Origin of the sequence: Flavobacterium pallidum (genome assembly GCF_003097535.1) — a bacterium.
Lineage (GTDB): Bacteria > Bacteroidota > Bacteroidia > Flavobacteriales > Flavobacteriaceae > Flavobacterium > Flavobacterium pallidum.
The window spans coordinates 117017-143334 of record NZ_CP029187.1; the positions used below are offsets into that span (position 1 = coordinate 117017).

The following is a 26318-nucleotide window of genomic DNA, read 5'->3' on the forward strand; positions in this document are numbered from 1 at the left end:
ACTTAAGCGTTAAATTTTACTACAATCTTTTTCACATCCTGATGGCCTGCATACAATGCCATGTGCGCAAACTGGTTCGGGATAATGCAGAAATATCCGGCGGGAACGGTAATGGTTTTAATATTATCGGAATGGGCCAGCAAATAATCACCATCCTTATCATACTCCTTAAAAATGGCGCTCTCTTTATCCAAATCTGCGTAAGCGACCACATCGACACCCGAAAGCGTAATGTGGATGTCCATTTGTACCTTATGCGCTTCCAGTACGCGCGGATCGAAATTGTCACCCGGCTTTTCGCTTTTCAGCGGAATCAAAGTAATGGTCTCCAAAGCGGTTTTTGTATCCAGATCTGAAAGAGAATGATTTTCCAGATAAGATGCCAATTCAGAAATTGCAGGATAAATAGCCTGGTACTCTTTAATATTTTCCAATGTTCCGGTAATCATAGCGGTTACAGTTTAATTTTTGTTTTTTCGTTTAATGTATCTATCAATTCCTGGTTGATCATATAAGCCGGATTGATGTGGCTGTTGATTTGGGCAAGTTCAGGATTGGCATCCAGTACTGCGATGACATCTTTTAAGGTATAATCGGGAACACCGGAAAGTTTCTCATGGATCTGGTTGAACAGCTGCAGATCTTCGTCGTAATCCAGTGTAAGCCTGTAATCCCTGACATACATTTCAGGAAGGTCTACGAGGTTGATCTTGAAATGCTCCTGATTGTTCATGAAATACCACGTCATGTATTCAGAATAATCGGCATTCGGGAAATGGCTTTTTACCTTTTCCAAAGCCTGTGCGTTCATGATTTCAATATTGGTGCCCACACTGGCGTTTTTTCCGGCGGTATAATCGGCGCCGCTTTCAAAATGCGATTGGAGCAAAATCTGGCAAATGTCATTGTCCAGGTATGGGTTGTCAGCGGTCACACGGATTACGACATCGATCTTAAGCTGCCTGATAATGTCGAGGTATCTTTGAATCACATCCTCAGGGTCGCCGCGGTGGAAAATCACGGCATCACTGTATGTATAATCCTTCAAAGGCGCATCGGTTTCGAGCGTCGATGTGGCCAGAATAACATGATTTACATTTGTAAAACGGCAAAGGTTCTTCAGCGAAAATGATACCGATGGAAGATCACCAATATTCAGCAACGCCTTTTGTTTCAGCCTTGAAGATTTCAACCTGCATGCCGAAATTACCGCAATATTGGCTTTCTTAAAATCGGTGGCCTGCAGTGTATCTCCTGCAGCCTTATTCGTGCTCAGGATGTGGAAACTGGCAATCCTGTCACTGATTTCCTTCGAATTCAAACCATTAAGTCCTGATCTTTTATAATCAAAATCATGGGCTACGGAAAGCATTTGTCCTTTGACCTTATCGGCTTTCAGGATGGGTTTCATAATAGAATTCTTGAGGTAAGTCCGTTCCCTTTCATTGATGAACCCGGCCTGGTCGAGTTCTGAAAAATTGGTAATGATTTCAATCATTTCAGTAAACTGTGCAATATCAAGGCTCGAATATTTATCGTATTTGGTCTCCATATTGTCAAGTAGCACGTGCTTTTCGATGATATCGGCACCTGAAGCCATGGCCATGGCCGGCATCCATATTGCGTATTTCGATTCCCTGTCAATGTGGTCGGCGAACACGATTTTCTTGCCGAAATGTTCCTTTACGATCTTGATTTTTGAAATTCCGGAATCCAGCAGTTGCGTCGGGTAACCCTGGAAACCGACTTCGAGTAAAATCTCAGACGGATTTAAATCAGATTCAAATTTATTGAGGAAGTACTCGATTTCATGCAATTCCAGTGCAGCGATGTTCAGGATCAGTTTCTTGCCCGATAAATTAAGCGTCGAAAGTTCCCTGATGACAACAGCATTAAACAACACCGAAACCTGTAACTTGATGCCGTAAACGGAGTCAAAATTTTCTTTCAATATCTGCACCCCATATTCATCAAAAATATCGAGCCATACGTTTTTGGTTTCATTCGCAAGCGATATCAAACCGCGCCATTCTTCAGAACTGAAAAGTAATTCCTGATAAATCGTATAGGCAGAGAAATTAGGTGTCGCCAGTTTATCCGGATGCAAAGGCTGGAATTTGATGCTGTAATCCTGAAATTTTTCAAATTGTTTTATCAAAGCCGTGATGTAGCTGATATCGCCACCATGCGTATTTGCAATTTCAATGATAACCTGGTTTCCCAATGATGTATTTTCCATTATGAAGTCAATTTTGTGTCGATTATTTGCTGGTCCAGCCGCCGTCCACGACGATGTTCTGACCTGTGATAAAGTTTGATGCACCTGAAGCAAGGAAAACGAAAGCGCCAGCCAGGTCTTCGGGTTTTCCAATCCTGCCCAGGCTGGTTTTCACTTCGAGCGCTTTGATGAAACCTTCTGTCTCCTGTACCGTTCCAGATGGGAAAGGACCGGGAGTTACGGCATTTACATTGATATTATATTTTCCGAGATAGTTTGCATAGTAACGCGTCAGCTGCAGGATTCCCGCTTTTGCGGCGCCATAGTGCGGCGGATTTAAAAACTGCGGAAAATCGTCATACACCTCAAACTGCGGTGCGACCATGCCGTACATTGAGGAAACATTGATGATTTTCCCCGATCCCGACGCTTTGAAATAGGGGATAATTTCCCTGATGCATTTGAAAACGCTGTTCAAAGTACCGTCTATACCTGTGGCCCAATCTTCATCGGACATGGTTTCAGGGGATTGCCCTTTGCTGAAAAAAGCATTGTTGATCAGGATATCGATCGGGCGGACTTTGTTTATTGCTTCAAAAGCCTGCTGGATGCTTGCCGTTTCCGAGACATCGCAGGTTTGAAAAAAAAGATTGTCCTTATCTTCAAATGTATTTTCGAAACTTTCCTCATTCCTGCCAAGCACATATACCAATGCGCCGTGAAAACGCAGGCTTTCGGTGATGGCTTTTCCAAGATATCCGTAACCGCCTGTAATGACGACGGTTTTTCCGGTAAGCGAAAAGGTTTGTATCATATTATTTTGGCCAGTTTGAAGGCATTAATAAAGTGTCGGAAATGATATTTTTATTTTCGGGCATGAGCAGCGCAGAATCAATACCGGTAATATTATTCTGAAGCTGCTCCAGGTTTTCGACACCCATGATTACCTTGTCGATGTAAGGCAATGACAGGGTATATTTCAACAACGCGCCTGATAAATTAGTTCCGAAATCATTTTGGAGCGCATTAATCTGCTCTTTTACACCATCGAAAAAAGCAGGAAGTTTTGTAGTATCTGCGAAAAAAAGCCCCTGTAAAAACGCAGAGCGTGTATGGATTTCGCAGCCTTTGCTTTTTAATTCCTGCATCAGTGGCGCAAAACGGTTGTCGAAATAGTTGAACGGCACCTGGATCAGATCCGGAAAACAGCCTTTATCCAGCAATCGTTCCAATTCATTTACGGAATTCAGTGAAAACCCGATTTTTTGAACTTTTCCCTGTTGTTTTAAACCGAGCAATGTCTCCCACTCTTTCTCATTGTCGAGCAAAGCCAACGGACGATGTGCAAGGTAGCCGTACAACGAATTCATTTTCAGGTTTTGCAGCGACTTTGTAAATTGGGCCGAAATCGGCATGTAATTTTCAGCACTCAGGAATTTGGAAACGATTTTGAAACGGTTCAGGTCATTCTGTCCTAGCGTTTCTTCAGCGTTTCCATAAGCAGAAGCCGTATCGAGGGTATCAATCCCGTTTGCAGAAGCATACCGGAGAATCCTCGAAACTTCATCGGCCGGGGTCTGCCCATTGCTGTTCGTCACGCCGTAAGGAATGCCAAACTGGACCGTCCCGAGTCCGATTTTATTATTCAGCCTCATAGAATGTATTGATCGCCGAAATCACATATTGTTGCTGTGCTTCCGATAATGTCGGGTACATCGGCAGGCTGATGCATAATTTGTAATAGTTTTCAGAAAACGGGCGATCGCCTTCCTTCCAGCCAAATTGCCTGTAATAAGGCATCAAATGGCATGGGATGTAATGGATCTGCGCGTAAATCCCGTGTTCCCTTAAATAATTGTAAAGCCCAAGGCGGTTCTCCACTTCAATGATATACAAATGGTAGGCATGCCCTTCCACGACACCGGATTGTCCCTGAATGTAATCTTTGCCGTTGAAAGCATCGAAATAGGTTGCGGCAATCTGCCTTCTCCTGTCAATACCTTCATTCGCACGCGAAAGCTGGCTTAAACCAAGCGCTGCCTGGAAATCAGTAAGGCGGTAATTGTATCCGAGATCCTGCATTTCCATATACCACAACGGATATTTTTCGTCGCCGCCTGCAAACGCAATGGAATTGGTGTATTGGTCTTCGGACTTTACGATCCCGTGAGTCCTTAACTTCAATAGTTTTTTGTACAAGGCCTCATCGTTGGTCGTAATCATGCCGCCTTCACCACAGGCAATGTGCTTTACGGGATGAAAAGAGAAAATGGCGAGTTCGGCAAAATTGCCGTTTCCGCACAGTTGCTGCTGCCCTTTCGAATCGGTGAAATAACCACCCGGAGCGTGGCATGCATCTTCAATAATCCACAAATTATATTCATCTGCGAGTTTTTTATACGCTTCCAAATCCACGGCCCTTCCGGCAAAATCAACCGGGATAATGCCCTGATAGGTTCCTTTAGGGGAAGCTTCCAAAAGTTTCCTTACGGAATTGATATCGAGTAAATACGTTTCCGGATCGATATCTCCAAAAACCACTTCACCTCCGCAATACCTTACACAGTTTGCAGAAGCGGCAAAAGTAATCGGGGTGGTGATGACTTTCTGACCTTGCTCAACATCCAATGCCATTGCACACAAATGCAACGCAGCGGTTCCATTGGCGATGGCAACAGCATATTTCGCACCGACGTATTTCGCAAAAGCTTCTTCAAATTCGAGGATTTTCGGGCCCTGGGTCAGGTAGTCCGACTGTAAAGTCTCGATGACCACTTTGATGTCTTCCTCGGTGATGTTCTGTCGGCCGTAAGGGATATTCATTTTTTCCATTATGCTTCGAAATTTGGATCTACGTGCTCAACAATCAATCTTCTTAAATCATCTACAGAATCCCATTCGGTATTGGTTTCAGAATTGTATGCGAAATTTTCAGGCACGCGCACGGCATTAAATTTTTCTATAAAATCAGCCAGTTTCCAGCCATGCGTCGAAGGGAGGATGGTATAATACTTCCCTAAATCGTAAGTGTAAAATGAGTCCGAAGGCGTAATCATTTCCTCATGGATTTTCTCTCCAGGACGGATTCCGACAACATCCAGCGTACACTCAGGCGCTACTGCTTTCGCTACGTCCGTAATTTTATAGGACGGAATTTTCGGAATGAATATCTCGCCGCCCCAGGCATGCTGAATCGCATGCATGACCATGTCTACTCCACCCTGAAGCGAAATATTGAAACGTGTCATGTTTGGGTCTGTAATCGGGAGTTTGCCTTCCGGCCTTTTCTTCATGAAAAACGGGATGACCGACCCGTTAGATCCCATCACGTTTCCGTATCTGACTACAGAAAATTTGATCGGGTTCATCCCTTTAATGTTGTTGGCGGCCACGAATAATTTATCCGAGGTCAGTTTTGTAGCACCATATAAATTGATTGGTGCGCAGGCCTTATCGGTTGACAGTGCCACGACATTTTCAACATTGGTCTGCAACGCGGCGTGAATGACATTCTGTGCCCCGCCGATGTTGGTTTTAATGCATTCATCAGGATTGTATTCTGCCAAATGCACGTGTTTCATTGCTGCAGCGTGGATGACGATGTCAACGCCCTGAAAAGCCCTGATCAATCGCTCCTGGTCCCTGACATCCCCTAAAAAGAAACGGATTTGCGGATATTCGCTCAATGGGAATTCCTGTGCCATCTGGAACTGTTTCTGCTCATCCCTGGAAAGGATGATCAGTTTTTTGATTTTCGGATACGTTTTGAAAATGTGCGCTGTGAGGGCTTTTCCAAGAGATCCCGTCCCGCCGGTAATTAAAATCGATTTATTTTCAAGTGTCATACTGCAGATTTTAAGATTAATAATTTGGTTTATTAGTGATATTGTTTGTCGTAATAGTTTTTGTAATCACCTGAAGTGACATGGTTCAGCCAATCTTCATTTTGCAGGTACCAGTCAATAGTCAGCTCCAGGCCTTCTTCAAAAGTCACTGACGGTTTCCAGCCGAGTTCCTTATTGATTTTAGACGCATCAATCGCATACCGCAAATCGTGGCCGGGACGGTCTTTCACATACGTAATCAACTGCTCTGAAGTCCCTGCCGGCCTATTTAGTTTTGCATCCATTTTTGCGCAAAGCAATTTCACGAGGTCGATATTCTGCCATTCATTGAAGCCGCCGATATTGTAGGTCTCATGGTTTTTACCTTCATGAAAAACCAGGTCAATGGCCAAAGCATGATCCTTTACAAAAAGCCAATCCCGGGTGTATTTGCCATCGCCATAAACCGGCAGGGCCTTATTTTGGATGATATTATGAATCAGTAATGGAATAAATTTTTCAGGAAAATGGTTCGGGCCGTAATTGTTGGAGCAATTGGTAATGACATAAGGCAATCCGTAAGTCTCACCATAAGCCCTTACAAAATGATCTGAGCCCGCTTTTGACGCGGAGTAAGGCGAATTCGGGTCATAAGGTGTCGTTTCAGTAAATAATCCGGTCTGGCCCAGGCTTCCGTAAACCTCATCGGTGCTGATGTGGTAAAAACGCTTTCCTTCGAAATGGCCTGCCCATGAAGCCTTTGCGGCATGCAGTAAATTCACCGTCCCGATGACGTTTGTCTTTACGAAAGACATCGGATCTGTAATGGAGCGGTCCACGTGTGATTCCGCAGCAAGATGGATTACGCCGTCAAAATGATGGTTGGCAAATAAGTCGTTGATAAAATCCGCATCAGTGATATCGCCTTTTACGAAAGTGTAATTCGGTTCCTTTTCGATATCGGCGATGTTTTCAAGATTCCCGGCATACGTCAGCGCATCAAGGTTTACGATGCGGTAATCCGGATATTGTTTTACAAACCTTCTGACGACATGCGAACCGATGAATCCGGCACCTCCTGTAATCAATATTTTCTTTACTGACTTCATATTTTTAATACTTTTTTAAATGGCTTCGCCGTGTCAGTCCCACAATGTGGCCTGACCTGGCAATGATTCTATTTTCAGTTTTAAGCGCTTTCGTGCTTAATGAGCGTGATAAGGATCCCCATTTCCTGAAGGATAATTTTCACACTGTTTTTATTCACCTGGCTCACCGTTCCCAGTTTTCCCTGAAAAGGACCGTGCGGGATGCTGATCGGGCTGCCTGGTTTCAGGCTTGTTATTTCTGTCTTAAATACCGCCTCTTTCAGGCTGTCCTTAAGCGCTTCAATTTCTTCGTTCCGTATCACCGCGGGCTTTCCAAGCCAAAAAAGATAACGTACGACTCCGGGGACCTGGAATACTTTTTCCCTTTCATTTTCAGTGACATTTACAAAAACGTAAGAACTGATCAGCGGTGTTTCCACTTTTTTCTTCCTGTCCGACCATTGCCTGATTTGTGTTACCAGCGGGCAATAGACTTCTATTCCGATATTTTCCAGGCGTAAGGCAACTTTTTTTTCATTGCGTGCCTGCGTATAAATTACAAACCAGGGCATTATACCGTCGGTTTGTGGTTTTCATAAATCACGAGGCCCTTGTCATCGTCATAGTCACTCATTAAAAAGAACTCGACCTTGCGCTTTATCTCATTTTCAATCTTGGCCCCCAGTTTGTCAATGTAGCTTGCATGCAAATTCTGCCCGACTAAAATCACCTGGATCGTACCGCTGTCATTGCCATTGGCATAATCCCCGATGATTACTACCTTTTCCACATCGCCCATACGTTGCAGGATCATTTCGACCATGGCCTCGATCCCGATATGGTGACGCACGATTTTTTGTATGATGGCAAACAGCGGATGCTTGATATTCGCCTTGTAAATAATTTTATTTTTGCTGGTTTCCTTTTCCAGGAATCCGGCATCCATCAGGTTGTTGAGCTCTTTTCGGATGGCGTTTGTGGATTCGTTCAACTCTTCTGCCAGGCCACGCAGGTAGCCATTGGTAGCGACATTCATGAAAAATTTCACCAATATCCTTAATCTCGTCTTTGAAGTAATAAGTGATTCGAGCATGAGTTAAACCGAGTGAGTAACAAAAGTACTCTTTTTAACATAAAAAAAACAAAAAGCCCTTAAAATTTTAAGGGCTCATATTATTTGAAAAATAGTATTTACTAATTTGTACTTCCTACCGACTGTACAATGAATCCTATAGCGGTCAGTTTTGGAGTATCCAAAATGTTCCTGCCATCAAATACGAATGCTGGTTTCTGCATATTATCATAAATTTTCTGCCAGTCGTATTCCCTGAATTCATCCCATTCTGTAAGGATGGCCACCGCATGGGCACCTTTGCAAACTTCATAAGGATCATCCATCACATTAATACCTTTCTTATTAAGATCTGACGGGCGTGACTGGAGGTAATCCAAATCGGCAAGTACCTGTTTTTCTTTTACCTGTGGATCGAAAACGGCGATGTTGGCCTGTTCGTTCAGCAAATAATCCGAAACATAAATTGCTGCGGATTCGCGCGTATCGTTGGTATCTTTCTTGAATGCCCATCCGAGGAACGCAATTTTCTTCCCGGAAACCGTGTTATATAATGTCTGTACGATGTTTGCAGCAAACCTCCTTTTCTGGTGGTCGTTCATGATGATGACCTGCACCCAGTAATCGGCCACTTCATGGAGTCCGTAAGACTTGGCAATATAAACCAGGTTCAGGATATCCTTCTGGAAACAAGACCCGCCGAAACCCACTGATGATTTCAGGAACTTCGGCCCGATACGGCTGTCCATCCCGATGGCGCGCGCCACTTCATTGACATCTGCGCCGGTCTTTTCACACAATTCGGACATGGCATTAATCGAAGAAACCCTTTGCGCCAGGAATGCATTTGCCGTCAGTTTTGACAGCTCCGACGACCACACATTGGTGGTGAGGATGCGTTCTTTAGGAACCCAGTTGGCATACACTTCCACCAAAGAATTGATGGCCTGCTCGCCTTCCGGACTGGTTTCTCCACCGATGAGCACACGGTCCGGCTGGAGTAAATCCTGCACCGCTGTACCTTCGGCTAAAAATTCAGGGTTTGATAAAATCTGGAAATGAACGCCGTTTCCGGTATTCTCCAAAATACTCTTTATGGCTTCGGCGGTCCTTACCGGAAGCGTCGATTTTTCAACTACAATCTTATCGTTTTTGGCAATGCTCGCAATCTGGCGCGCGCACAGTTCGATGTATTTCAAATCAGCTGCCATTCCTTTACCTAATCCGTAGGTTTTTGTAGGCGTATTTACGGAAATAAAAATCATCTGTGCTTCATCAATGGCCTTATCCACCTCAGTTGAAAAAAACAGGTTGCGTCCGCGTGCTTCCCCAACCAGTTCACTCAGTCCCGGCTCATAAATCGGAATATTCTCCACGTTCTCATCATTCCATGCAGCGATCCTCTCCGCATTCAGGTCGACAACGGTCACTTTAATATGAGGACATTTCTGGGCTATGATTGCCATGGTCGGACCGCCCACATAACCGGCCCCGATGCAACAAATGTTTGTAATTTTCATTGTATTAATATTTCAAAAGGATTGAATTCTTATTATAATTTACCGTCGGCTTTACTGCCGAGTATGCCTTTTACGTCATATAAAACCGCATTCGGCTTTTTCAAAACATCGTAATCAATATCGCGGAATTCATGATGCGAAACGCCGAGCACAATGGCATCGAATTTTTCATCAGGAATGGTATTGGTCGTTTTCAGTTTGTATTCGTGCTGCACTTCGGCTGGATTCGCCCATGGATCATAGATAGAAACACGGATGCCATATTCTTCCAATGCAGCAATCACATCAACGATTTTAGTATTCCTTACGTCAGGGCAATTCTCTTTGAACGTAATTCCGAGCATCAGCAGTTCAGCACCATTTACGACAACACCATTCCGTATCATCAGCTTAACGACTTCGGAAGCCACATAAGAGCCCATACTGTCGTTGAGCCTCCTGCCCGCAAGGATGATTTCAGGATGGTAACCGCACTCCTGCGCTTTTTGCGCAAGGTAATACGGATCCACACCGATGCAGTGCCCGCCAACCAATCCGGGACGGAAGGGAAGGAAATTCCATTTGGTACCGGCGGCTTCAAGGACGTCGTGCGTATCGATTCCGAGCTTGTTGAAAATCTTTGACAGTTCGTTGACGAAAGCAATGTTGATGTCGCGTTGTGAATTTTCAATCACTTTGGCAGCTTCAGCCACTTTAATAGTCGGTGCGAGATGCGTTCCGGCGGTGATTACGGATTTGTATAACTGGTCTACTTTCTGTCCTATTTCAGGCGTAGAACCAGCGGTTACTTTCAGGATTTTTTCGACGGTATGTTCTTTATCACCGGGGTTGATGCGCTCAGGGGAATAACCTGCGAAGAAATCAACATTGAATTTCAGTCCGCTGATCTTTTCAAGCACCGGCACACATTCTTCTTCAGTAACACCGGGATAAACGGTCGATTCATAAATCACGATATCGCCTTTTTTAAGCACTTTACCCACCGTTTCACTTGACTTATATAAAGGGGTAAGGTCCGGGCGGTTGTTTTTATCAACGGGTGTCGGAACGGTCACTACGTAATAGTTGCAGTCCTTGATATCTTCAGGATTTGCAGAGCACCAAAGTCCATTGGCGTTATCCGAAGCGCTTTTAAGCAAAACGGACTGCAGCAATTCTTTTTCAATTTCGAGGGTATTGTCCACTCCTACATTAAGCTCGTTAACGCGGTTCTGGTTGATGTCAAATCCTACAACGGAGTATTTGGTTGCAAATAATCGTGCCAATGGCAAACCAACATATCCTAAACCTATGACTGCTATTTTCATTTTTTACGCTTTGTGTTATTTGAGATTGTTCCAATACCAGTTTACGGCCTGTTTTAATCCTTCGCGCATGGAATATTGGGGATTGTAACCCATCAGGTTTTTCGCTTTGTCAATGCTGGCAAGCGAATGCGGAATATCACCGGCGCGGTTCGGTCCGTAAACCACTTCAACATTGGCTATGGCCGGATCGTGTTCAGCCAGGAATTCCCTGAGGTAACCGACGAGGTCGTTGAGCGTGGTGCGGTCGCCGAAAGCCGTATTGTAAACTGTATTTACCGCTTCGGGATTTTGGGTGGTCATCGCCAGTTCATTCATCTGGATGACGTTATCAATATAAGTGAAATCCCTTGAATAATTTCCATCGCCGTTGATGACGGGACTTTCGTAATTCATAAACTGCATCACGAATTTCGGGATTACGGCAGCATACGCCCCTTTTGGGTCCTGCTTCCTTCCGAATACATTAAAATATCTTAATCCGATGGTTTCCAGCCCGTAGGTCTTACTGAAAATATCGGCGTACAATTCATTTACATATTTTGTGATGGCATAAGGGGAAAGCGGTTTCCCTATAACATGCTCTACTTTTGGCAAACTTTCAGAATCACCATAAGTGGAGGAACTGGCAGCAAATACAAACCTTTTCACATTGGCATCACGCGAAGCCACCAACATATTGAGGAATCCGCTGACGTTTACATCATTGCTCGTCACGGGGTCATTGATAGACCTTGGAACTGAACCTAACGCAGCCTGATGCAATACATAATCCGCACCGCCGACTGCTTTTCTGCAATCGTCTATGTTCCTGATATCGCCTTCAACCAATGTGAAATTTGGATTTTCAAACAGGTGCTGGATATTGTGGCGGTGACCGGTGGCAAAATTATCAAGGCAAACCACCTTATAATTTTTGCCAATAAAATGTTCACAAAGATTAGAGCCTATAAATCCCGCCCCACCCGTAATCAATATAGTTGACTGCATATTTGAAAATTTGTGCAAATATATGATTTATAATTTCATTAACAGCTGTTGCGTAATCGCAGTTTAGTCGCCTTTGTTTTTACGCAGCGAAATATCGCCAATGATAAACTTGAGGGCCCTGACAAAAATATTCCCTTTCTTGTCATCTTCATGGTAACCGTTGGAATAGCTTCCGTAACCGTAGCCATAACCATAACTGTAACCGTAGCCATAACCATATTTTGCCTTGCTTTCGAAACTGTTCAGGATGATGCTGACATTGTCAATTTCATCCCGCTTGTATCTGGTATTCAATAGGGTAATCATGTCCTTTTTGGTAAAATTCTGCCTGATGACATACAATATCACATCAGAATATGGTGCCAGTTCCAACGCATCAGAAACCAACCCGATAGGAGGCGTGTCCAGGATAATGTAGTCATATTTTTCCTTCAGCAGCAAAAGCATGTCGCGCATGCCATCGCTAAGGATCAGTTCGGCGGGGTTTGGCGGAATCGGTCCGGAGGTAATGACATCCAGGAAGGGGATGTGTGTCGGCTGGATGATTTCATCAAGCGTTTTTTGCCCAATCAGGTAATTCACGGCACCGATATCATTGCTGATTTTAAAATCCCCGAAAATCTTAGGCTTCCTTAAATCCAACCCAATAATGATGGTCTTCTTTTCGCTCATTGCAAACACGGTCGCGATATTAATGGAGCAAAAGGTCTTGCCTTCACCGCTCACCGACGAAGTAATCATCAAAGTCTTGGCTCCCGATACGTTTTGTTTTTTGTACAGGAACTGCAGCGAAGAACGGATGGCCCTGAAAGATTCGGACAAGGCCGACTTTGGTCTTTCAAATACAGAAAGGTTCGAGTCGGTGTGCTTTTTACCGATGACACCTATCAATGGGATTGTCGTCAGTTTGGACACATCATCGGTATTCTGGATGGAATTGTTGACGAAGAAAATCCCGAATACGAAGAGCAATGGTATAATAAAACCTAAAAATAACGCCAGCACATAATTGACACCTGTTTTCGGGCCTACCAATCCGCCACCGACATCTTTTGCAGGGTCGATAAATTTGATATCGGATACATTTGCGGCCTTGACAATATCCGCCTCGGTCCTTTTTTTCAGGAAATCATTGTAGATATTGCTGTTAAGATCGTATTTTCTCTGGATTTTAAGGAGTTCCTGCTGGTCTTCCGGAAGTTGTTTTATGGAATTGTTGGCCTTATTCATATTCCCGGTCACCATATTCATTTCATATTGCAGCGCCGATTTTGCAGAAACGATATTTTCAAGCAATATGTTTTTAATAGCGTCCATCTGGTTGTCAAAATCATCAAACATCTTCTTGCTCTTCACTGCGTATTTCATTTCTGAACGTTGCGTGGAAAGTGAAATCAGTTTTGAGACGTTTACCACAATATTCGGGTCTTCTATGCCTGCTACTGCCGGTGCCGTTAGTTTTGAAAAATCACTTTCGTTTTTCAGGTAATTCCGTAAATTGTTGTAATAGGCAATTTTTCTGGCCACTTCATCTTTTTTGATCTCATATTCCAAAAGTTGCCCGTTGATTTGCGCACCACCTCCTTCAATCTGCACGAGGTTTTTTCCTTTTGTAAATGCTTTGAGCTCATCGCCTGTACGCTTAATCTGGTCTTCCATGGCGATCATCGTACTGTCTATAAAGTTGATGGTGTTGGTCGCAAATTGGTTTTTCGCAGCCAGCTCATTCTCTTTCAGGACCTGTACCGTAGTGTTAAGGTATTTTACGATCCTGGCTTTATTGGTGCCCTGGAGTGACAACTTCAGTATTGATCCACCTTTCGCATCCGCTTCAACATTGATGCCCTGGTATCCGGAAACGGTGCCGTCAAAACTGTTAAACCGGACAAAATATATATTTCCTTTGTAAAAACCAGGGTTGTCTTTTATAAACAACTTCCAGTTCAGGAACGGCAGTTTTACTTTTTCGCCCGTCCTGAAATTGGCTTTGAATTCCCCTTTGGATACGGCTGTGCTGCTATTAGAATTATCGGAATAATTGATCAGGCCGGCGCTGTCACTCTCAAAATTGATATAGACCTGGTATACGCTTTCGCTCAAAAAAGTAATCCTGATAGGGATCCCTGCAAGCTGTCCGTACTTTTTATCAAATTCAACATAAAATGGTGCCTCTCCATAAGCATCAATCATGTTGTATTTACCTTCCTTAAGATAATCGATGAAGAAATCAAGCTTACTGACCACCAATTCATTGTGTGACCGTGACCTTAAGGTGGAAGCAATCGTCTGGACCTGGTCTGAAGTACCGCCCCAGTTGAAGACCAGGCTGGTATTCGCTGTAAAAAAAGGGTTGTTCTCTTCTTTCACGGAAATGGTGGTTTCCAATCCATATATTTTCTCCTTCCTGATATTGACCTGGTATGCAATCGTGAAAGCAACAATCCAGCTTACCAGGAACCAACGCCAATAACTGGCAGTCTTTATCAGAAAGCCTTTAAAATCAAAACTGTTCTCACTTTCAAAAAAAGAAAAATCCTTGGTATCGAGCATCTAATACGTTTTAATTTTTAAGCAATAAAAAGGTTGTTGTTGCCAAAGACAGGATGGTAATTATCGTGGTTAACGATTCTATACCGGTTTTCCCTGTTCCCCATGACTTTTGCTTTAAGGGCTTGACATAGATGTAATCGTTTGGCTGGATAAAATAATAAGGGCTTTGCATGGATTTTACATCGGTAAGGTCGATATCATGCATTTCGGTGCCGTAGGGGAACTGCCTGATGACCGTCACTGCCTTGCGGTCGCCGGTTATCGTGATATCCCCGGAATTTGCAAGGGCTTCCAGGATGGTCAGCTTTTCTGTAAAAAGCGTTTTGGATCCCGGACTCACAACCTCCCCGTTTACGGTAAATTTTATTCCTGCGAGCTTTACATTGACGAATATATCCGCTTCCTTGTTAAAATACGTTTCAAGCAATTCCTTTTCGATCTTCTGCCGGACTTCATCAAGCGTAAATCCCAGCACATTGACTTCGCCCAGAATGGGTATCCTGATGTTGCCGTGGTCATCCACCGTAAAACCATTGAAATACAAGCTGGATTCTGATTCTCCTCCGCCGCCTTCAGCATTGGAGTTTTGGCTAAAAATCGCCACCAGTTTCTGGTCTATTGCTTTGATCGTAATGCTTATGATGTCATTGGTCTGAAGCCTGTATGGCTTTAAGGAAACCGGATTTATGGGACTTACCGCTACAGTATCGGATTTATTCTGAAGGTAAACCATGTCTTTCGTGGGAATACAGGAAGTAAAAAATGCGCACAGCAATAATAAACACCACAATCTTATCTTCATTTGAAATGTATTAGCAAACAAATATAGTTATAATTATAAAATCCATTAACCCTATTGCTTAATGGTTCCCGAAAGAATTCTCAAAAGGAACCCTTTGCAGTATACTCCGCCCCAAAGTCACCTCATCAGCATACTCGAGTTCATCGCCCACCGCAATCCCGCGTGCAATCGCAGAGGTGATGATGCCAAAATCACTGATTTGCTTATAAATGTAAAAATTCGTCGTATCGCCTTCCATGGTCGGGCTTAACGCAAAAATGAGCTCATGTACTTTTCCGGACTTCACTTTGTCTACCAACGCCGCAATCTTGAGCTGTCCCGGGCCTACCCCGTCAATCGGGGAAATTTTCCCGCCAAGCACATGGTAGATTCCCTTGAACTGGCGCGTATTTTCAATCGCCATTACATCGCGGATATCTTCCACCACACAAACCAGTGCATGATCGCGTTTCGGGTTGGAGCAGATTTCGCACACTTCCGAATCTGAAATATTGTTGCAGCTTTCGCAGAATTTCACATCCTCGCGCATCGCCACAAGCGCCTGTGACAGGAAGGTGGTCTGATCAACGGGCTGCTTCAATAAATGCAGCACCAGCCGGAGCGCTGTCCGCTTGCCTATGCCGGGCAATTGCGACATTTCATTGACTGCCCTTTCGAGTATTTTCGACGAAAATTCCATGGGGCAAATGTAGTTAAATTTAGTATTCAGTCGCAGTCTCAGCAGGCAGTTTCAGAGATGAGGTAAAACTGTTAACCGCGACCGCGACTGATAACTTAAAAATTTGTATTTTGCCCCACAAACCACCAAACATGTCTCCGGCAACCATCCTCACACTGATTATCGTCTATTTCGGAATGCTCTTTATCATTTCCTATTTCGTAAGCCGTAAAAACAGCGATAACGATACATTTTTCAAAGCCAATAAAAATTCCAGATGGTACCTCGTCGCTTTCGGGATGATCGGGACGGCGCTGTCCGGGGTGACTTTCATTTCTGTTCCCGGTGAAGTGGGCAATCCGGACCTGCAATTCAAATATTTCCAGTTTATCCTTGGGAATGCCATCGGGTTCCTGATTATTGCCAAAGTACTGCTGCCGCTGTATTACCGCATGAACCTGACCTCCATTTATGGTTATATTGAACAACGCCTGGGGGTTGTAAGCTACAAAACGGCTGCATCCATTTTCTTAATCAGCCGTACGATCGGCTCGGCTTTTCGTTTGTATCTGGTCGTGATCGTGTTGCAGCGCTATGTTTTTGATGCCTTCCAGATCCCGTTTGCACTTACGGTTTTAATTTCGCTGGGGTTGATTTTTGCGTATACCTATCGCGGTGGATTAAAGACCATCATTATTACGGACACGCTGCAAACGTTCTTTTTGGTTTCATCGGTATTCCTGACCATTTATTTTATTTGTGACAGCCTGGATTTATCCGCATTTCAGGCTTTTGAAACGGTAAAGGAAAGTAATTATTCGAAAGTTTTTTTCTTTGAGGATTTCCTTAAAGGCAATTATTTCTGGAAACAGCTTCTGGGCGGAATCTTCGTAACCATTGCCATGGTTGGTCTGGATCAGGATCTGATGCAAAAGAACCTCAGCTGTAAAAACATTGGCGAAGCCCAGAAAAACATGTTTACGTTTACCGGAATTTTTGTGCTGATCAATATCTTCTTCCTGAGCGTCGGGGCGCTGCTATACATGTATGCCGAGAAAAATGGCATCGCAATCCCGATGGTTGATGGCGTGGCAAGAACCGATTTGCTATTTCCAGAGATTGCATTCCACCACCTCACAATCGTTCCGGCAGTGGTCTTTTTATTGGGATTGACCGCCGCAACTTTCGCTACAACCGATTCGGCTTTAACGGCTTTAACGACTTCTTTCTGCGTGGATTTCCTTGGCATGGATAAAGCCGGAAACCAAAACAAGCCCAATGCTGTGAGGACCCGCCATTGGATACACATTGCCTTTTCACTGCTGATGTTTCTGGTAATCGTGATCTTTAATTCGGTTAATGATGCTTCAGTCGTGAAGATGATCTTTAAGATTGCCTCCTATACCTATGGACCGCTTTTAGGTTTGTATGCGTTTGGGCTTTTTATGAAATCGAAAACCGTCAATGACAAACTCGTTCCGTTCATCTGCCTGGTATCGCCGGCAATCTGTTTCTTTATCAGTAAATATTCGGAAGCACTTTTTGGCGATTATGTATTTGACAACGAACTGATTATCGTAAACGGGCTGATTACTTTCTTCGGCTTATGGCTTATCAGCAGGCCCGCGGATTCTGAAACGAGGTTTTAATACTGATTTGTCGCCAGCATCACCAGGGTACAGGCCACTTCAATCTGGATTCCGTTAGCACGCAGCAATTGGTATAATTCCGGATTTTCGGTGCCGGGGTTGAAAATGACCCTTTTGGGTTGCAGGCCGATGATGTAGTTGTAATAATCCCTTTGGCGCTGCGGATTCAGATATAACGTCACTGTGTCAATATTCGTAAAAGGCAGCTGTTTGGTCTGGATTTTAACACCGGCCACATCACCTTCCTTCTGCCCGATGGCAACCACAGAATGGTCGTGCCCTGTCAGGCGGTTGATGGCCATATTGGAATACCTTGCAGGGTTTTCAGACGCACCAAGTACGAGTGTTTTTTTATTTTTCATATTGCAAAAATACGCAATAAGTCATTTTGTCTTTTTATGATAATGATTTTTTATTTATAACTTTACAGAAGAGGCTGGTTCCGAAATTAATTTTGCAAAAAAAACATGGAGTTATTTATTTACTTATTTGCCGCACTTTTTTCAGTCCTGAATCCCATTGGTACCGTCCCGATATTTGTAGGGCTGACGCAGGATGATGATAAAAAGGAGCGTTCGCGGATTTCACTCTGGACTGCCATCGATGTATTCATTATCCTGATCATTTCGTATTTTATCGGACAGTATGTACTGACGTTTTTCGGGATCAGTATCGAGGCGTTACGGATTGCCGGCGGATTGATTATCGTAAGTTCGGGATTTTCACTGCTTACGGGAAAATTCAGTAAAACCCGCGAAATCAATAAAGAAGTGGCAAGTGATGTCCAGAAACGAAATGACATTGCATTAACGCCCTTAGCCATCCCGATGCTCGCCGGTCCGGGCTCCATTTCATTGTTGATTGCATTTTACCAGGAGCATCATAAAACCGAAGAAATGCTGATTGCGGTGTTGTCGATATTGGCTGTGGCTTTTGTGATTTTCCTGATTTTGAGAAGCGGCCATTACCTGGCCAAAATCCTGGGCGCTTCAGGGATTGTCGCGATTTCAAGGATTGTAGGTTTTATTGTGATTGCGATCGGGATCCAATATATCGTAAGTTCCATCGTAAGCATCATACGCGGAAATTTCCTTTAAATAAAAAGGCCTCCCGAAGGAAGCCTTTCAAACAAACAATAAAACAAAACTATCCTAAGCTTAGGATTTTCTTATCATACAACAACGGTTTCCATGTTTTGTATGTAAACCCGATCAAAATCAGGTTGATCAATAGCAACCCGCCGGTTTGAAGCAGTTCGCCGGTTTCTTCAAATTCAAGAAACAGGTGGAACAGGAAAATATTTAAGATGACCGGTAACGCAACCAATGCCCCGATTCCGGAAAACACCTGACTGATCAGCAATACGCCGGCAGCCAGTTCCACAACGCCTAGGAATTCCCAGAAAAATCCGGTTTGCTTCATCCCGAAGATGTAATTCTTGATTTGAAGGACTGCTGTATTCGGCGCTACTTCCTCCCCTTTTTTCACTTTTTCAACAATTTCTGTTGGCGATGGCATGGGCTTGTCAAATTTCATGATACCGCCATAGGCCAGCATGCCGCCAAGGATCAGATTGAAAAGTATCCTGATGATGTTTTTTACTTTCATGATTATTGCAATAAAGCGTATTGGAATGTTGGGTAACCGCGTTCTCCGGCAGTATTAGCACCACCGGTAAATTTCAGCTTATAGATATTTCCTGCAGGATCTTTAATGACAAAAAAGCGGTCGGTCTTTAAAACAAATTGTGAAACAGGACCATTCGGGCCGTTTACGCTCGTGCTTCTCCAGTTTGACCCAATATTGGTTTGGTTGTCGGTAAAGTTATCCTGTACTACGTTGGCTTTCGTAAAACTGTCATAAGTCACTGTATCAGTAATCGAAACCATATACGCTTTGGCACCGCCTTTTAAATTGGTTACAACGAAATCAGGAAAATAATACGGTGTGGTTCCGCCCAATAAATTCGTAAAGGTGGTAAAGTTTAAATCCCATTGTGTTTTTTGAGGTTCCACCGGTACTACATTTTTTGTGGTTAAACTGAAAAATGTAAAGTTATAAGCCGTATCTTTCGATATGGTAACTTCCTGATGCGTAATGGATGCAATATCAGCATATTGAATCTTATAATCATTCCCGTTCCTTAAAACACGGATTTTCATCCAGCCCCTCAATGATCCTGAACCTGAACCGTCCGCACCGATGGCTGGCGCATTCGCAGCAGGATTGCTTCCCATATTGACAAGGTAGACTTTATTGTCGGCATCGTTTGCAGAAATAGCATCGATTGCCGTGTCGTGTGTACTGGCATCGTTGTCGAAAACGCCTGTCGGGTTGTCAACCTGGCTGGCAATGCCTTGCCCTTGTGCAATAATCATCGTTTCGTCAGCTGCCTGCACTTCATCGATATTGGTAGTTTCGAGTTTTTTTGCAGCCATTTTCAAGGAACTGTTCAACACCACACGAAAATCAGTCCCGGAATAAAATCCCAAATCCCAGGAAACCCTTTTTGCCATCGTCATGGTGCCGCTGCTCAAATCGATATACACCTGGTTTGGTTGTGTCGGGCCGCCAGTTTCAGCGGCTAAAGCCGAACCCAAAGAGGCGGTTTCGTTAAAGTTAAGCTGAATAGAATCATTAGCCGAAATGGTTCCGCCAAAAGAAACTGCAGTTACTGTAAATGCTACATTCTTTACCTGGCCTTCAATCGCGTCAATCAGTTTGTTGAAGGTGAAGTGAACTGTTGTTGCACCGGCTTCGAAAGGAACGACGACGGTATTGCCGTCAGCAGCGGGAAGTGTGGAGAAATCCGTACCGTATGTTACGGCGTTGGCATCGAAAGTCAGTGTCACAGTACCGGCTGCAGGCGCAGCATCCGAGAAAACAATCGCAACAGGCGTGGCAGCAGCGGATAGATTCATCGACGGCACGGAAAAGGCTACGGAAACATCAGCAGCATTCTTGCTATCATCGTCGTTGCAGGCCGTAAAGGCAAGCGTTACACAGGAAAGGAATAAAATTAACTTGTTTTTCATGGTGATTTATTTATTAAAATTTAGGTTATACGTAAGTTTAAGGAATGCCGAGCGGCCGTAGCCCAGCAGCATGTCCGAGCCAGCAGCATGGATTCCGGTGGTTCCGGTAGTCATACGGACGGTTTTTACATCGAACAGGTTTCGCGCACCGAGGGTCACTTCCAGCTTTTTACTCAAAAAATCTTTTCTCACCGAAGTGTCCATCCAGCTGTAGGCATCGATTTCTGAAAGCAGGAAAGTCGCGTTATTGTTTATATCGGTTGCCGAAACATATTGCTGCTGCCTGCCGTTGTATTTGCAATAAATGGCTAAAAGCACATTCCATTTCGGGATGTTGTAAGAAACACTTGAATTGATTTGCAGCGTATACAGGAAACGGTCGTCAGAAGTGGTGTTCAATGCCGCCAAATCTATTTTCTGGGAAATCCCCACCAGTGCAAGCCCTAAACTGGTGTTCCAGTTTTTATACGAAAATTGGTTTGTCGTAGCAATATTCCACATTTTATAACTGTCGATATTCAGGTATTTATAGCGCTGCGCAGGTGTAATCTGGTCCAGCACAAGACTGATGCGGTCATCTACATCGAGTAAAGTCACCGCCAGCGTATTGGAAATTTTCGTACCCGATTCAAAAAAAGTGTTCTTTTTTACACTTGCCTCATAAGACATTCCCGTTTCCGGAGACAGGTTTTCATTGCCCTGCAAATTGTGGTTCGAATCGACGAAATAAGTATACAATTCATCAAAATTCGGCGTACGGTAGGACTTTCCGATAGAAATCCTTGCTTCAATCCCTTTCGCGAAAAGGTAACGCAATCCGAGAGAGGCGGCATATTGGTCGTCAAATTTCGACTGGAACGAATACCGCAGTCCTGGGCGGATTGAGAATGCAGCCGTCATATTGATTTCTGCGGAAGCGAAAAAATCATAATTCTCCAACCGCTTCCGGATGTTCGTCAATTGCTGGTTGTCGTCCTTGAAAATTCCGGCGCTCGAGTCATAAAAGCCATTTTCACTGACGGCTTCATAACCCAACTGCAGGTCGAAAGATTTGTTTTTGAAGAAATTGCTTAAGGTTCCGGTCGAATAGAACACCTCTTTTGATTGGTAATTTTCCCTTTTGTTTGCCGATTCCTGCTGGGTTTCCAATTGATAATTGAAACGCTCGAAATCGCGTTGCTGCCTCTGGTGCGACACCGAAACATTATAGGAAAGTGCGAAAAAAAGCTTTCCGTAAGCGTTCAAATGATGGTAAAAACGATTCGAAATGTACCTGCGGTCATTTGTGTAATAGGTTTCCGGGAAAGGGTAATTGTCCTGCGGGATGACGATGGGATTGTAAAAATCGACGTTTTCCCCGAAATAATCGAACTTGTAAAAAAAGCGGAAATCGTTTTTGCGGTAACCGATTAAAATATTCGTAGCAAGTTGCTCTTTCGGGAGCCAGACATGGCCACGCAAACCGTCGTTGACGCTGTAATCCTTCCCTTTGCTGTTGGCATAATAACCAGCAAAATCATTGCGGTTGAAGCCAGTGGAGACGAACCAATTGCTGTTGAAATTATGCGATATCTTAAAGGATTGTATGTGCCTTCCTTTGTCAAAAAAAGCGAACTCATCCGAAACCGTTTCTTCCTGCGCGGTTGCTGAAACTTCCCAATCCTGCGCCGATTTCTTTTTGGTGATGATGTTTAAAACCCCGGTAACAGCATTGGCGCCGTGCGTGACAGCCATGGAACCTTCGATGATTTCAATCTGTTCGACATCGTCAAGATTCACCTGCGTCAAATCGATGTTGTTTCCTAAGCCGGTGTCGCTTACGAGGGGAATATTATCAACCAGGATCTTGAAATATTGCGCGTCGAGACCAAACATAGAAACCTGTGAACGCCCATCGCTGCCACTGGTCCGGATGGAGATATTCAAATACTGATTCAATACATCGCTAAGGTTGTTGGCGGCGAGTTGCTTGATATCGTCTTTCGTAATAACCCTTACATTATAAACCGATTTTTTTAAGGCCTGTGGTTCAAATTGTCCTGTGATGACGACTTCCTGAAGCGCAGCCGTTTTGAGAGAATCGCCAGTTTTTTCCTGCGCTGAAACAGAAAGTGTGAGGAAAAGAAGAATCGTTATAGATAGGTTTGGCTTCATTATTTAGATTTGTTCTTAATAATTCTGCAAATATATATTGTTATTTTTAATTGTTCTAAATAAAAATACTATTTTTGCGTCAGAAATATTTAACCTTTTTTATGAAATCACAACAACCTAAAAATCAAATCAATTACAAATCTTCAATCCACAACTGGCTATTTTTGGCTGTGGCAACTCTTGGATTTTCGCTTGCAAATGCCCAGGAAAACAAAAAAGCAGAAGACATCAAGGCAATCAAATCGATGTGTGGCTGCTATGAAGTAGAATTCAATTTTGCTGAAACATTTCAGTATTCCAAGGACGAAAATTATAAGCCCTCAAAAACAAAACTTGATTCCGGTTTAGAATGGGTCGAACTGGCGGAAGACCAACCGAATAAATTGGTGTTGCAGCATTTATTATTGGTTTCAGATTCTATTATCATAAAGCATTGGCGCCAGGACTGGGTGTATGAGAACAACGATTTCTACACGTTTTTCAAGGATAAAACCTGGAAGTACAATGCCTTGCCGAAAACAGCCGTAAAAGGGCAATGGACACAAAACGTGTACCAGGTCGACGACAGTCCGCGCTACACCGGAACCGCAACCTGGATCCACGCCGACGGAAGGCATTACTGGACTGACGTAGCTGACGCGCCGTTGCCAAGAAGGGAATATACCATCCGTAACGATTACAATGTCCTGAAAAGGACCAACACCCATGAAATTACGAAAGAAGGCTGGATACACGACCAGGACAATGAGAAGATCATTCGCGACGATACCGGAAAAGATGTGTTGGTCGCTAAGGAAAAAGGATATGACGTGTACCGCAAGGTAGCCGACTCAAAATGCCAGGCTGCGCGTGACTATTGGAAAAAGAATGCCGCGTTATGGAAAAACATACGCACAAAATGGCAAACGGTTTACGAACGCAAAAAGGACCTGAACCTTGAAACCAAAGTAAAAGACACTTTTCTTTACGAGCAATTGTTTGAGCTCAAAGCAGATGCTGCTAAAGCGGACAGCGACAAGATCATTGACAGCTTCGTGAAGTAACGCAATCAAATTCAAATAGAAAATTCCAAATCCTAATCAACATTGGGGTTTGGAATTTTTTATTTAAGTTATTTTGTATGGGGTAAGAACACTTCAGCTATCATACAGCGTACACTTCCGCCGCCACAGGCTTCGATTGTTTTTAAATCGGAACTCAAGATTTCAGCATGTTTCTGAAGTTTATTGATTTGGTCCTCTGTGAGGCTTTCTTTGGCTGCAGCGCTCATTAGAACCAGCTTCTTGTCATCACTGCCAAGTACTTCGAGCATATTTCCGGCGAAAGCATCAAGTTGGCTTTCTGTGATGAAAATAATTTCCTTACCGTCATCTTTAAGGCTGTCGAGCACCATTTTACGTTCTTTTTTATCGTCAATGGCATCAGCGAAGATTACGGCAAATTTTGAACCGATACATAACATGACATTGGTATGGTAAATCGGTTTCCTTTTGTTATTATTTGCATGAAATGCTTCAAAAATAACAGGATGCAAATCAAAATCCTCGCAGAACTCAATAAACAATTCCTCATTGCTGCGCTCAGACAGGCAGCAATACGCTTTTCCGTTCACGCGGTCCAGCACCACACTTCCGGTACCTTCAAGAAAGTAGCCGTCAGTTTCGGCATCAGTATAATCCATTACATTTTCTATAAGGAATCCTTTCCCTTCAAGGATATCAAGAATGTCTTCCCGCCTTTCGGGTCGGCGGTTTTCAGCGCGCATCGGATATAGTGCAACATCACCATTCTCGTGGAATGAAACCCAGTTGTTCGGGAAAATGGAATCCGGGGTGTCTGGTTTTTCGGTGTCATCGATGACAATGACTTCAACGCCTGCTTTTTTTAGGACATCAACCAGGGCATCAAATTCCTGCTGCGCTTTTGCGTTGATCGCAGCAGGCAGCATTCCGCCCATACCTTTCTGAAAAGCATTGTCAATGGTCGTTTGGGGATTCATCCGGAACGAAACCGGACGGATCATCAATAGGGTATTGGTGGATTGGTGCATCAATTTGACGTTTTGAGGGATTGCGCATTGCCATGCAGTGTGTATTTTATTGGCAATGATTTAAAATTTAACAAATGCTACGTACTTTCCGTATTGAATAAATGTTGTGAATGCGTAGGGCTAGCATTTTCCCTTCCCCGAAGGTAAAATACTCTTTTTTACTGATACTCTTTTACGTAAAAAACACATTAATTGTTAAAGTTGATGTCACTTATTTTTTAAAACATCACAAGTCGATGCAATAAGATCAAAAGCAATCTCCGCCATACGGTTCTTCTTTTCATCCAGGCATGGATTGACTTCAACGACTTCCATACATACCAGTTTGGTGTGTGATGCCATGGCCTGCATGATTGCTTTGGCTTCCTCTGGTGTTAATCCGTTTTCTACAGGCGTTCCGGTACCGTGTGATGACAGCTCTGGATCCATCGAATCCACATCGAATGATACATAAACCATATCACAGTCGGTAAATTTTGCATTCACAATCGCAATAATTTCGTCAATGCCTTTTACGCGGAGTTCTGCCACGGCAATATTTTGGATGTTCAGTTCCCTGATAATGCAATCTTCTTGTTCTTCGGTATCCCGCACAGCAATATACATCATGTCTTCGGGCTGCACTTTTGGGTGATTTCCGCCGATTGATTTTAGCATTTCCCATTTTGAGATGGTTTGTGCATCCACATCATTGACTTTACATTCCATATTGTCTGTGTGCAATGCTATTGCTAAAGGCATGCCGTGCATATTGCCGGTTGGCGTGGTGTAAGGCGTATGGATATCGGCATGCGCATCAATCCACAAAACCCCAAGCCTTTTCTCAGGAAAAGCAGTTTTGATGGCGGCAATCGTACCTCCGGCAGAACCATGGTCGGCAGCAATAATGAAAGGAAAAGCCCCTTCGCTGATGATTTGCGGAACCGCCTTGTTCAGTTCGTTGTAAACAGAGATCACCCCTTCTATGTTCTTTGCTAAAGGGCAAACGGCAGGCTTGTCCAGCAAATGATTCATATTGGGCAGGCGTTTCACTTCATTCTCCGAAAAAAGGAAGCTATTTGCATTACGTGCCGCTGTCATAATCGCATCAGGCCCCAAGGAAGCGCCGCGGGTGCCAGCGGTGATTTCGGATTGGTTTAAAAGGAAAGTAATTTTCTCGTGCATAAATCCTGTTTTGGGATTTATCTCTAAAATCCCGGTTTCAGCAAAGATATATATTTCGCACAATCTGCAAAGTGTGTCGTTGATGATTTGATGGTGGGATAATTTAGTGGGCAGCAGGCAGTCGACTCGGCAGGAAGAATATTGTCCAGTTCGAAAAATTCAAATTATTTACGCCAATTAATTTACAAAACAATCATTTCTTCAATAATGCAGGAAAATTAACTATCCAGTACCATCAAA

24 protein-coding genes are annotated in these 26318 nt (G+C 43.7%); 3 read left to right on the top strand and 21 right to left on the bottom strand.

The features are described from left to right. Positions 1-2: 2 nt before the first annotated feature. From HYN49_RS00330 to recR, 15 genes are all read right to left on the bottom strand, one after another. On the bottom strand, positions 3-449 hold the full coding sequence (locus HYN49_RS00330; protein WP_108902269.1) for a YhcH/YjgK/YiaL family protein: 447 nt from the start codon (positions 447-449) through the stop codon (positions 3-5). 5 nt (positions 450-454) lie between these two features. Beyond that, entirely contained in the window at positions 455-2239 is a 1785-nt protein-coding gene (locus HYN49_RS00335) for a cytidylyltransferase domain-containing protein (protein WP_108902270.1), read from the bottom strand. Between the two features lie 22 nt (positions 2240-2261). Next, complete coding sequence (locus HYN49_RS00340) at positions 2262-3032, bottom strand: SDR family NAD(P)-dependent oxidoreductase (RefSeq protein WP_108902271.1); 771 nt, start codon at positions 3030-3032, stop codon at positions 2262-2264. 1 nt (position 3033) lies between these two features. After that, complete coding sequence (locus HYN49_RS00345) at positions 3034-3873, bottom strand: aldo/keto reductase (RefSeq protein ID WP_108902272.1); 840 nt, start codon at positions 3871-3873, stop codon at positions 3034-3036. Continuing rightward, entirely contained in the window at positions 3860-5050 is a 1191-nt protein-coding gene (gene pseC, locus HYN49_RS00350) for a UDP-4-amino-4,6-dideoxy-N-acetyl-beta-L-altrosamine transaminase (RefSeq protein WP_245892220.1), read from the bottom strand. Before pseC ends, HYN49_RS00345 begins: the two co-directional genes overlap by 14 nt. Beyond that, entirely contained in the window at positions 5050-6063 is a 1014-nt protein-coding gene (gene pseB / locus HYN49_RS00355; RefSeq protein ID WP_108902273.1) for a UDP-N-acetylglucosamine 4,6-dehydratase (inverting), read from the bottom strand. Before pseB ends, pseC begins: the two co-directional genes overlap by 1 nt. Before the next feature lie 32 nt (positions 6064-6095). After that, entirely contained in the window at positions 6096-7151 is a 1056-nt protein-coding gene (gene rfbB / locus HYN49_RS00360) for a dTDP-glucose 4,6-dehydratase (protein ID WP_108902274.1), read from the bottom strand. Between the two features lie 80 nt (positions 7152-7231). Next, entirely contained in the window at positions 7232-7702 is a 471-nt protein-coding gene (locus HYN49_RS00365; RefSeq protein ID WP_108902275.1) for a UpxY family transcription antiterminator, read from the bottom strand. Then, positions 7702-8223: a winged helix-turn-helix domain-containing protein gene (locus HYN49_RS00370; RefSeq protein WP_108902276.1), complete on the bottom strand. Its 522-nt coding sequence runs from the start codon at positions 8221-8223 to the stop codon at positions 7702-7704. Before HYN49_RS00370 ends, HYN49_RS00365 begins: the two co-directional genes overlap by 1 nt. A 101-nt stretch (positions 8224-8324) precedes the next feature. Continuing rightward, entirely contained in the window at positions 8325-9722 is a 1398-nt protein-coding gene (locus HYN49_RS00375; RefSeq protein ID WP_108902277.1) for a UDP-glucose 6-dehydrogenase, read from the bottom strand. Positions 9723-9754: 32 nt separating this feature from the next. Further along, positions 9755-11029 carry a nucleotide sugar dehydrogenase gene (locus HYN49_RS00380; protein WP_108902278.1) on the bottom strand — a complete coding sequence of 425 codons (1275 nt, stop codon included), beginning with the start codon at positions 11027-11029 and terminating at the stop codon, positions 9755-9757. A gap of 15 nt (positions 11030-11044) precedes the next feature. Then, positions 11045-12016, bottom strand: a complete 972-nt coding sequence (locus HYN49_RS00385) for an SDR family oxidoreductase (RefSeq protein ID WP_108902279.1) — start codon at positions 12014-12016, stop codon at positions 11045-11047. A 63-nt stretch (positions 12017-12079) separates the two neighbouring features. Beyond that, positions 12080-14566, bottom strand: coding sequence for a polysaccharide biosynthesis tyrosine autokinase (locus tag HYN49_RS00390; protein ID WP_108902280.1), 2487 nt, complete (start codon positions 14564-14566; stop codon positions 12080-12082). Between the two features lie 10 nt (positions 14567-14576). Then, positions 14577-15368, bottom strand: a complete 792-nt coding sequence (locus HYN49_RS00395; RefSeq protein WP_108902281.1) for a polysaccharide biosynthesis/export family protein — start codon at positions 15366-15368, stop codon at positions 14577-14579. Between the two features lie 58 nt (positions 15369-15426). Further along, positions 15427-16047, bottom strand: a complete 621-nt coding sequence (gene recR, locus HYN49_RS00400) for a recombination mediator RecR (protein ID WP_108902282.1) — start codon at positions 16045-16047, stop codon at positions 15427-15429. 131 nt (positions 16048-16178) lie between these two features. Between recR and HYN49_RS00405 the strand changes: the two genes are divergently transcribed. Continuing rightward, complete coding sequence (locus tag HYN49_RS00405; RefSeq protein WP_108902283.1) at positions 16179-17675, top strand: sodium:solute symporter; 1497 nt, start codon at positions 16179-16181, stop codon at positions 17673-17675. Here the strand turns inward: HYN49_RS00405 and HYN49_RS00410 are convergent. Continuing rightward, positions 17672-18037, bottom strand: a complete 366-nt coding sequence (locus HYN49_RS00410; RefSeq protein ID WP_108902284.1) for a CoA-binding protein — start codon at positions 18035-18037, stop codon at positions 17672-17674. The genes HYN49_RS00405 and HYN49_RS00410 overlap by 4 nt on opposite strands. A 105-nt stretch (positions 18038-18142) precedes the next feature. Here HYN49_RS00410 and HYN49_RS00415 point away from each other — a divergent pair, with 105 nt between their 5' ends. After that, positions 18143-18772, top strand: coding sequence for a MarC family NAAT transporter (locus tag HYN49_RS00415; protein WP_108902285.1), 630 nt, complete (start codon positions 18143-18145; stop codon positions 18770-18772). 49 nt (positions 18773-18821) lie between these two features. Here HYN49_RS00415 and HYN49_RS00420 read toward each other — a convergent pair whose 3' ends face one another. From HYN49_RS00420 to HYN49_RS00430, 3 genes are read right to left on the bottom strand one after another with little or no spacing between them, the layout of a single operon-like run. Further along, a complete protein-coding gene (locus tag HYN49_RS00420; protein WP_108902286.1) occupies positions 18822-19283 on the bottom strand; it encodes a DoxX family membrane protein in 462 nt (153 codons plus the stop codon). A gap of 2 nt (positions 19284-19285) precedes the next feature. Next, positions 19286-20710, bottom strand: a complete 1425-nt coding sequence (locus HYN49_RS00425) for an HmuY family protein (protein ID WP_245892223.1) — start codon at positions 20708-20710, stop codon at positions 19286-19288. A gap of 6 nt (positions 20711-20716) precedes the next feature. Then, a complete protein-coding gene (locus HYN49_RS00430) occupies positions 20717-22864 on the bottom strand; it encodes a TonB-dependent receptor plug domain-containing protein (protein ID WP_108902287.1) in 2148 nt (715 codons plus the stop codon). Positions 22865-22965: 101 nt separating this feature from the next. Here HYN49_RS00430 and HYN49_RS00435 point away from each other — a divergent pair, with 101 nt between their 5' ends. After that, positions 22966-23907 carry a DUF6607 family protein gene (locus HYN49_RS00435; protein ID WP_245892225.1) on the top strand — a complete coding sequence of 314 codons (942 nt, stop codon included), beginning with the start codon at positions 22966-22968 and terminating at the stop codon, positions 23905-23907. A gap of 68 nt (positions 23908-23975) precedes the next feature. Here HYN49_RS00435 and ctlX read toward each other — a convergent pair whose 3' ends face one another. Beyond that, positions 23976-24914 (bottom strand): citrulline utilization hydrolase CtlX, encoded by a 939-nt coding sequence (gene ctlX, locus HYN49_RS00440; RefSeq protein ID WP_108902288.1) that lies wholly within the window; start codon positions 24912-24914, stop codon positions 23976-23978. 207 nt (positions 24915-25121) lie between these two features. Continuing rightward, on the bottom strand, positions 25122-26078 hold the full coding sequence (locus tag HYN49_RS00445) for an arginase (RefSeq protein WP_108904892.1): 957 nt from the start codon (positions 26076-26078) through the stop codon (positions 25122-25124). Between the last annotated feature and the right edge of the window lie 240 nt (positions 26079-26318).

What these genes read in the sequence shown, in the direction of transcription:
- HYN49_RS00330 (WP_108902269.1), bottom strand. Translation starts at nt 449, where the DNA reads ATGATTACCGGAACATTGGAAAATATTAAAGAGTACCAGGCTATTTAT.
- HYN49_RS00335 (WP_108902270.1), bottom strand. Translation starts at nt 2,239, where the DNA reads ATGGAAAATACATCATTGGGAAACCAGGTTATCATTGAAATTGCAAAT.
- HYN49_RS00340 (WP_108902271.1), bottom strand. Translation starts at nt 3,032, where the DNA reads ATGATACAAACCTTTTCGCTTACCGGAAAAACCGTCGTCATTACAGGC.
- HYN49_RS00345 (WP_108902272.1), bottom strand. Translation starts at nt 3,873, where the DNA reads ATGAGGCTGAATAATAAAATCGGACTCGGGACGGTCCAGTTTGGCATT.
- pseC (WP_245892220.1), bottom strand. Translation starts at nt 5,050, where the DNA reads ATGGAAAAAATGAATATCCCTTACGGCCGACAGAACATCACCGAGGAA.
- pseB (WP_108902273.1), bottom strand. Translation starts at nt 6,063, where the DNA reads ATGACACTTGAAAATAAATCGATTTTAATTACCGGCGGGACGGGATCT.
- rfbB (WP_108902274.1), bottom strand. Translation starts at nt 7,151, where the DNA reads ATGAAGTCAGTAAAGAAAATATTGATTACAGGAGGTGCCGGATTCATC.
- HYN49_RS00365 (WP_108902275.1), bottom strand. Translation starts at nt 7,702, where the DNA reads ATGCCCTGGTTTGTAATTTATACGCAGGCACGCAATGAAAAAAAAGTT.
- HYN49_RS00370 (WP_108902276.1), bottom strand. Translation starts at nt 8,223, where the DNA reads ATGCTCGAATCACTTATTACTTCAAAGACGAGATTAAGGATATTGGTG.
- HYN49_RS00375 (WP_108902277.1), bottom strand. Translation starts at nt 9,722, where the DNA reads ATGAAAATTACAAACATTTGTTGCATCGGGGCCGGTTATGTGGGCGGT.
- HYN49_RS00380 (WP_108902278.1), bottom strand. Translation starts at nt 11,029, where the DNA reads ATGAAAATAGCAGTCATAGGTTTAGGATATGTTGGTTTGCCATTGGCA.
- HYN49_RS00385 (WP_108902279.1), bottom strand. Translation starts at nt 12,016, where the DNA reads ATGCAGTCAACTATATTGATTACGGGTGGGGCGGGATTTATAGGCTCT.
- HYN49_RS00390 (WP_108902280.1), bottom strand. Translation starts at nt 14,566, where the DNA reads ATGCTCGATACCAAGGATTTTTCTTTTTTTGAAAGTGAGAACAGTTTT.
- HYN49_RS00395 (WP_108902281.1), bottom strand. Translation starts at nt 15,368, where the DNA reads ATGAAGATAAGATTGTGGTGTTTATTATTGCTGTGCGCATTTTTTACT.
- recR (WP_108902282.1), bottom strand. Translation starts at nt 16,047, where the DNA reads ATGGAATTTTCGTCGAAAATACTCGAAAGGGCAGTCAATGAAATGTCG.
- HYN49_RS00405 (WP_108902283.1), top strand. Translation starts at nt 16,179, where the DNA reads ATGTCTCCGGCAACCATCCTCACACTGATTATCGTCTATTTCGGAATG.
- HYN49_RS00410 (WP_108902284.1), bottom strand. Translation starts at nt 18,037, where the DNA reads ATGAAAAATAAAAAAACACTCGTACTTGGTGCGTCTGAAAACCCTGCA.
- HYN49_RS00415 (WP_108902285.1), top strand. Translation starts at nt 18,143, where the DNA reads ATGGAGTTATTTATTTACTTATTTGCCGCACTTTTTTCAGTCCTGAAT.
- HYN49_RS00420 (WP_108902286.1), bottom strand. Translation starts at nt 19,283, where the DNA reads ATGAAAGTAAAAAACATCATCAGGATACTTTTCAATCTGATCCTTGGC.
- HYN49_RS00425 (WP_245892223.1), bottom strand. Translation starts at nt 20,710, where the DNA reads ATGAAAAACAAGTTAATTTTATTCCTTTCCTGTGTAACGCTTGCCTTT.
- HYN49_RS00430 (WP_108902287.1), bottom strand. Translation starts at nt 22,864, where the DNA reads ATGAAGCCAAACCTATCTATAACGATTCTTCTTTTCCTCACACTTTCT.
- HYN49_RS00435 (WP_245892225.1), top strand. Translation starts at nt 22,966, where the DNA reads ATGAAATCACAACAACCTAAAAATCAAATCAATTACAAATCTTCAATC.
- ctlX (WP_108902288.1), bottom strand. Translation starts at nt 24,914, where the DNA reads ATGCACCAATCCACCAATACCCTATTGATGATCCGTCCGGTTTCGTTC.
- HYN49_RS00445 (WP_108904892.1), bottom strand. Translation starts at nt 26,078, where the DNA reads ATGCACGAGAAAATTACTTTCCTTTTAAACCAATCCGAAATCACCGCT.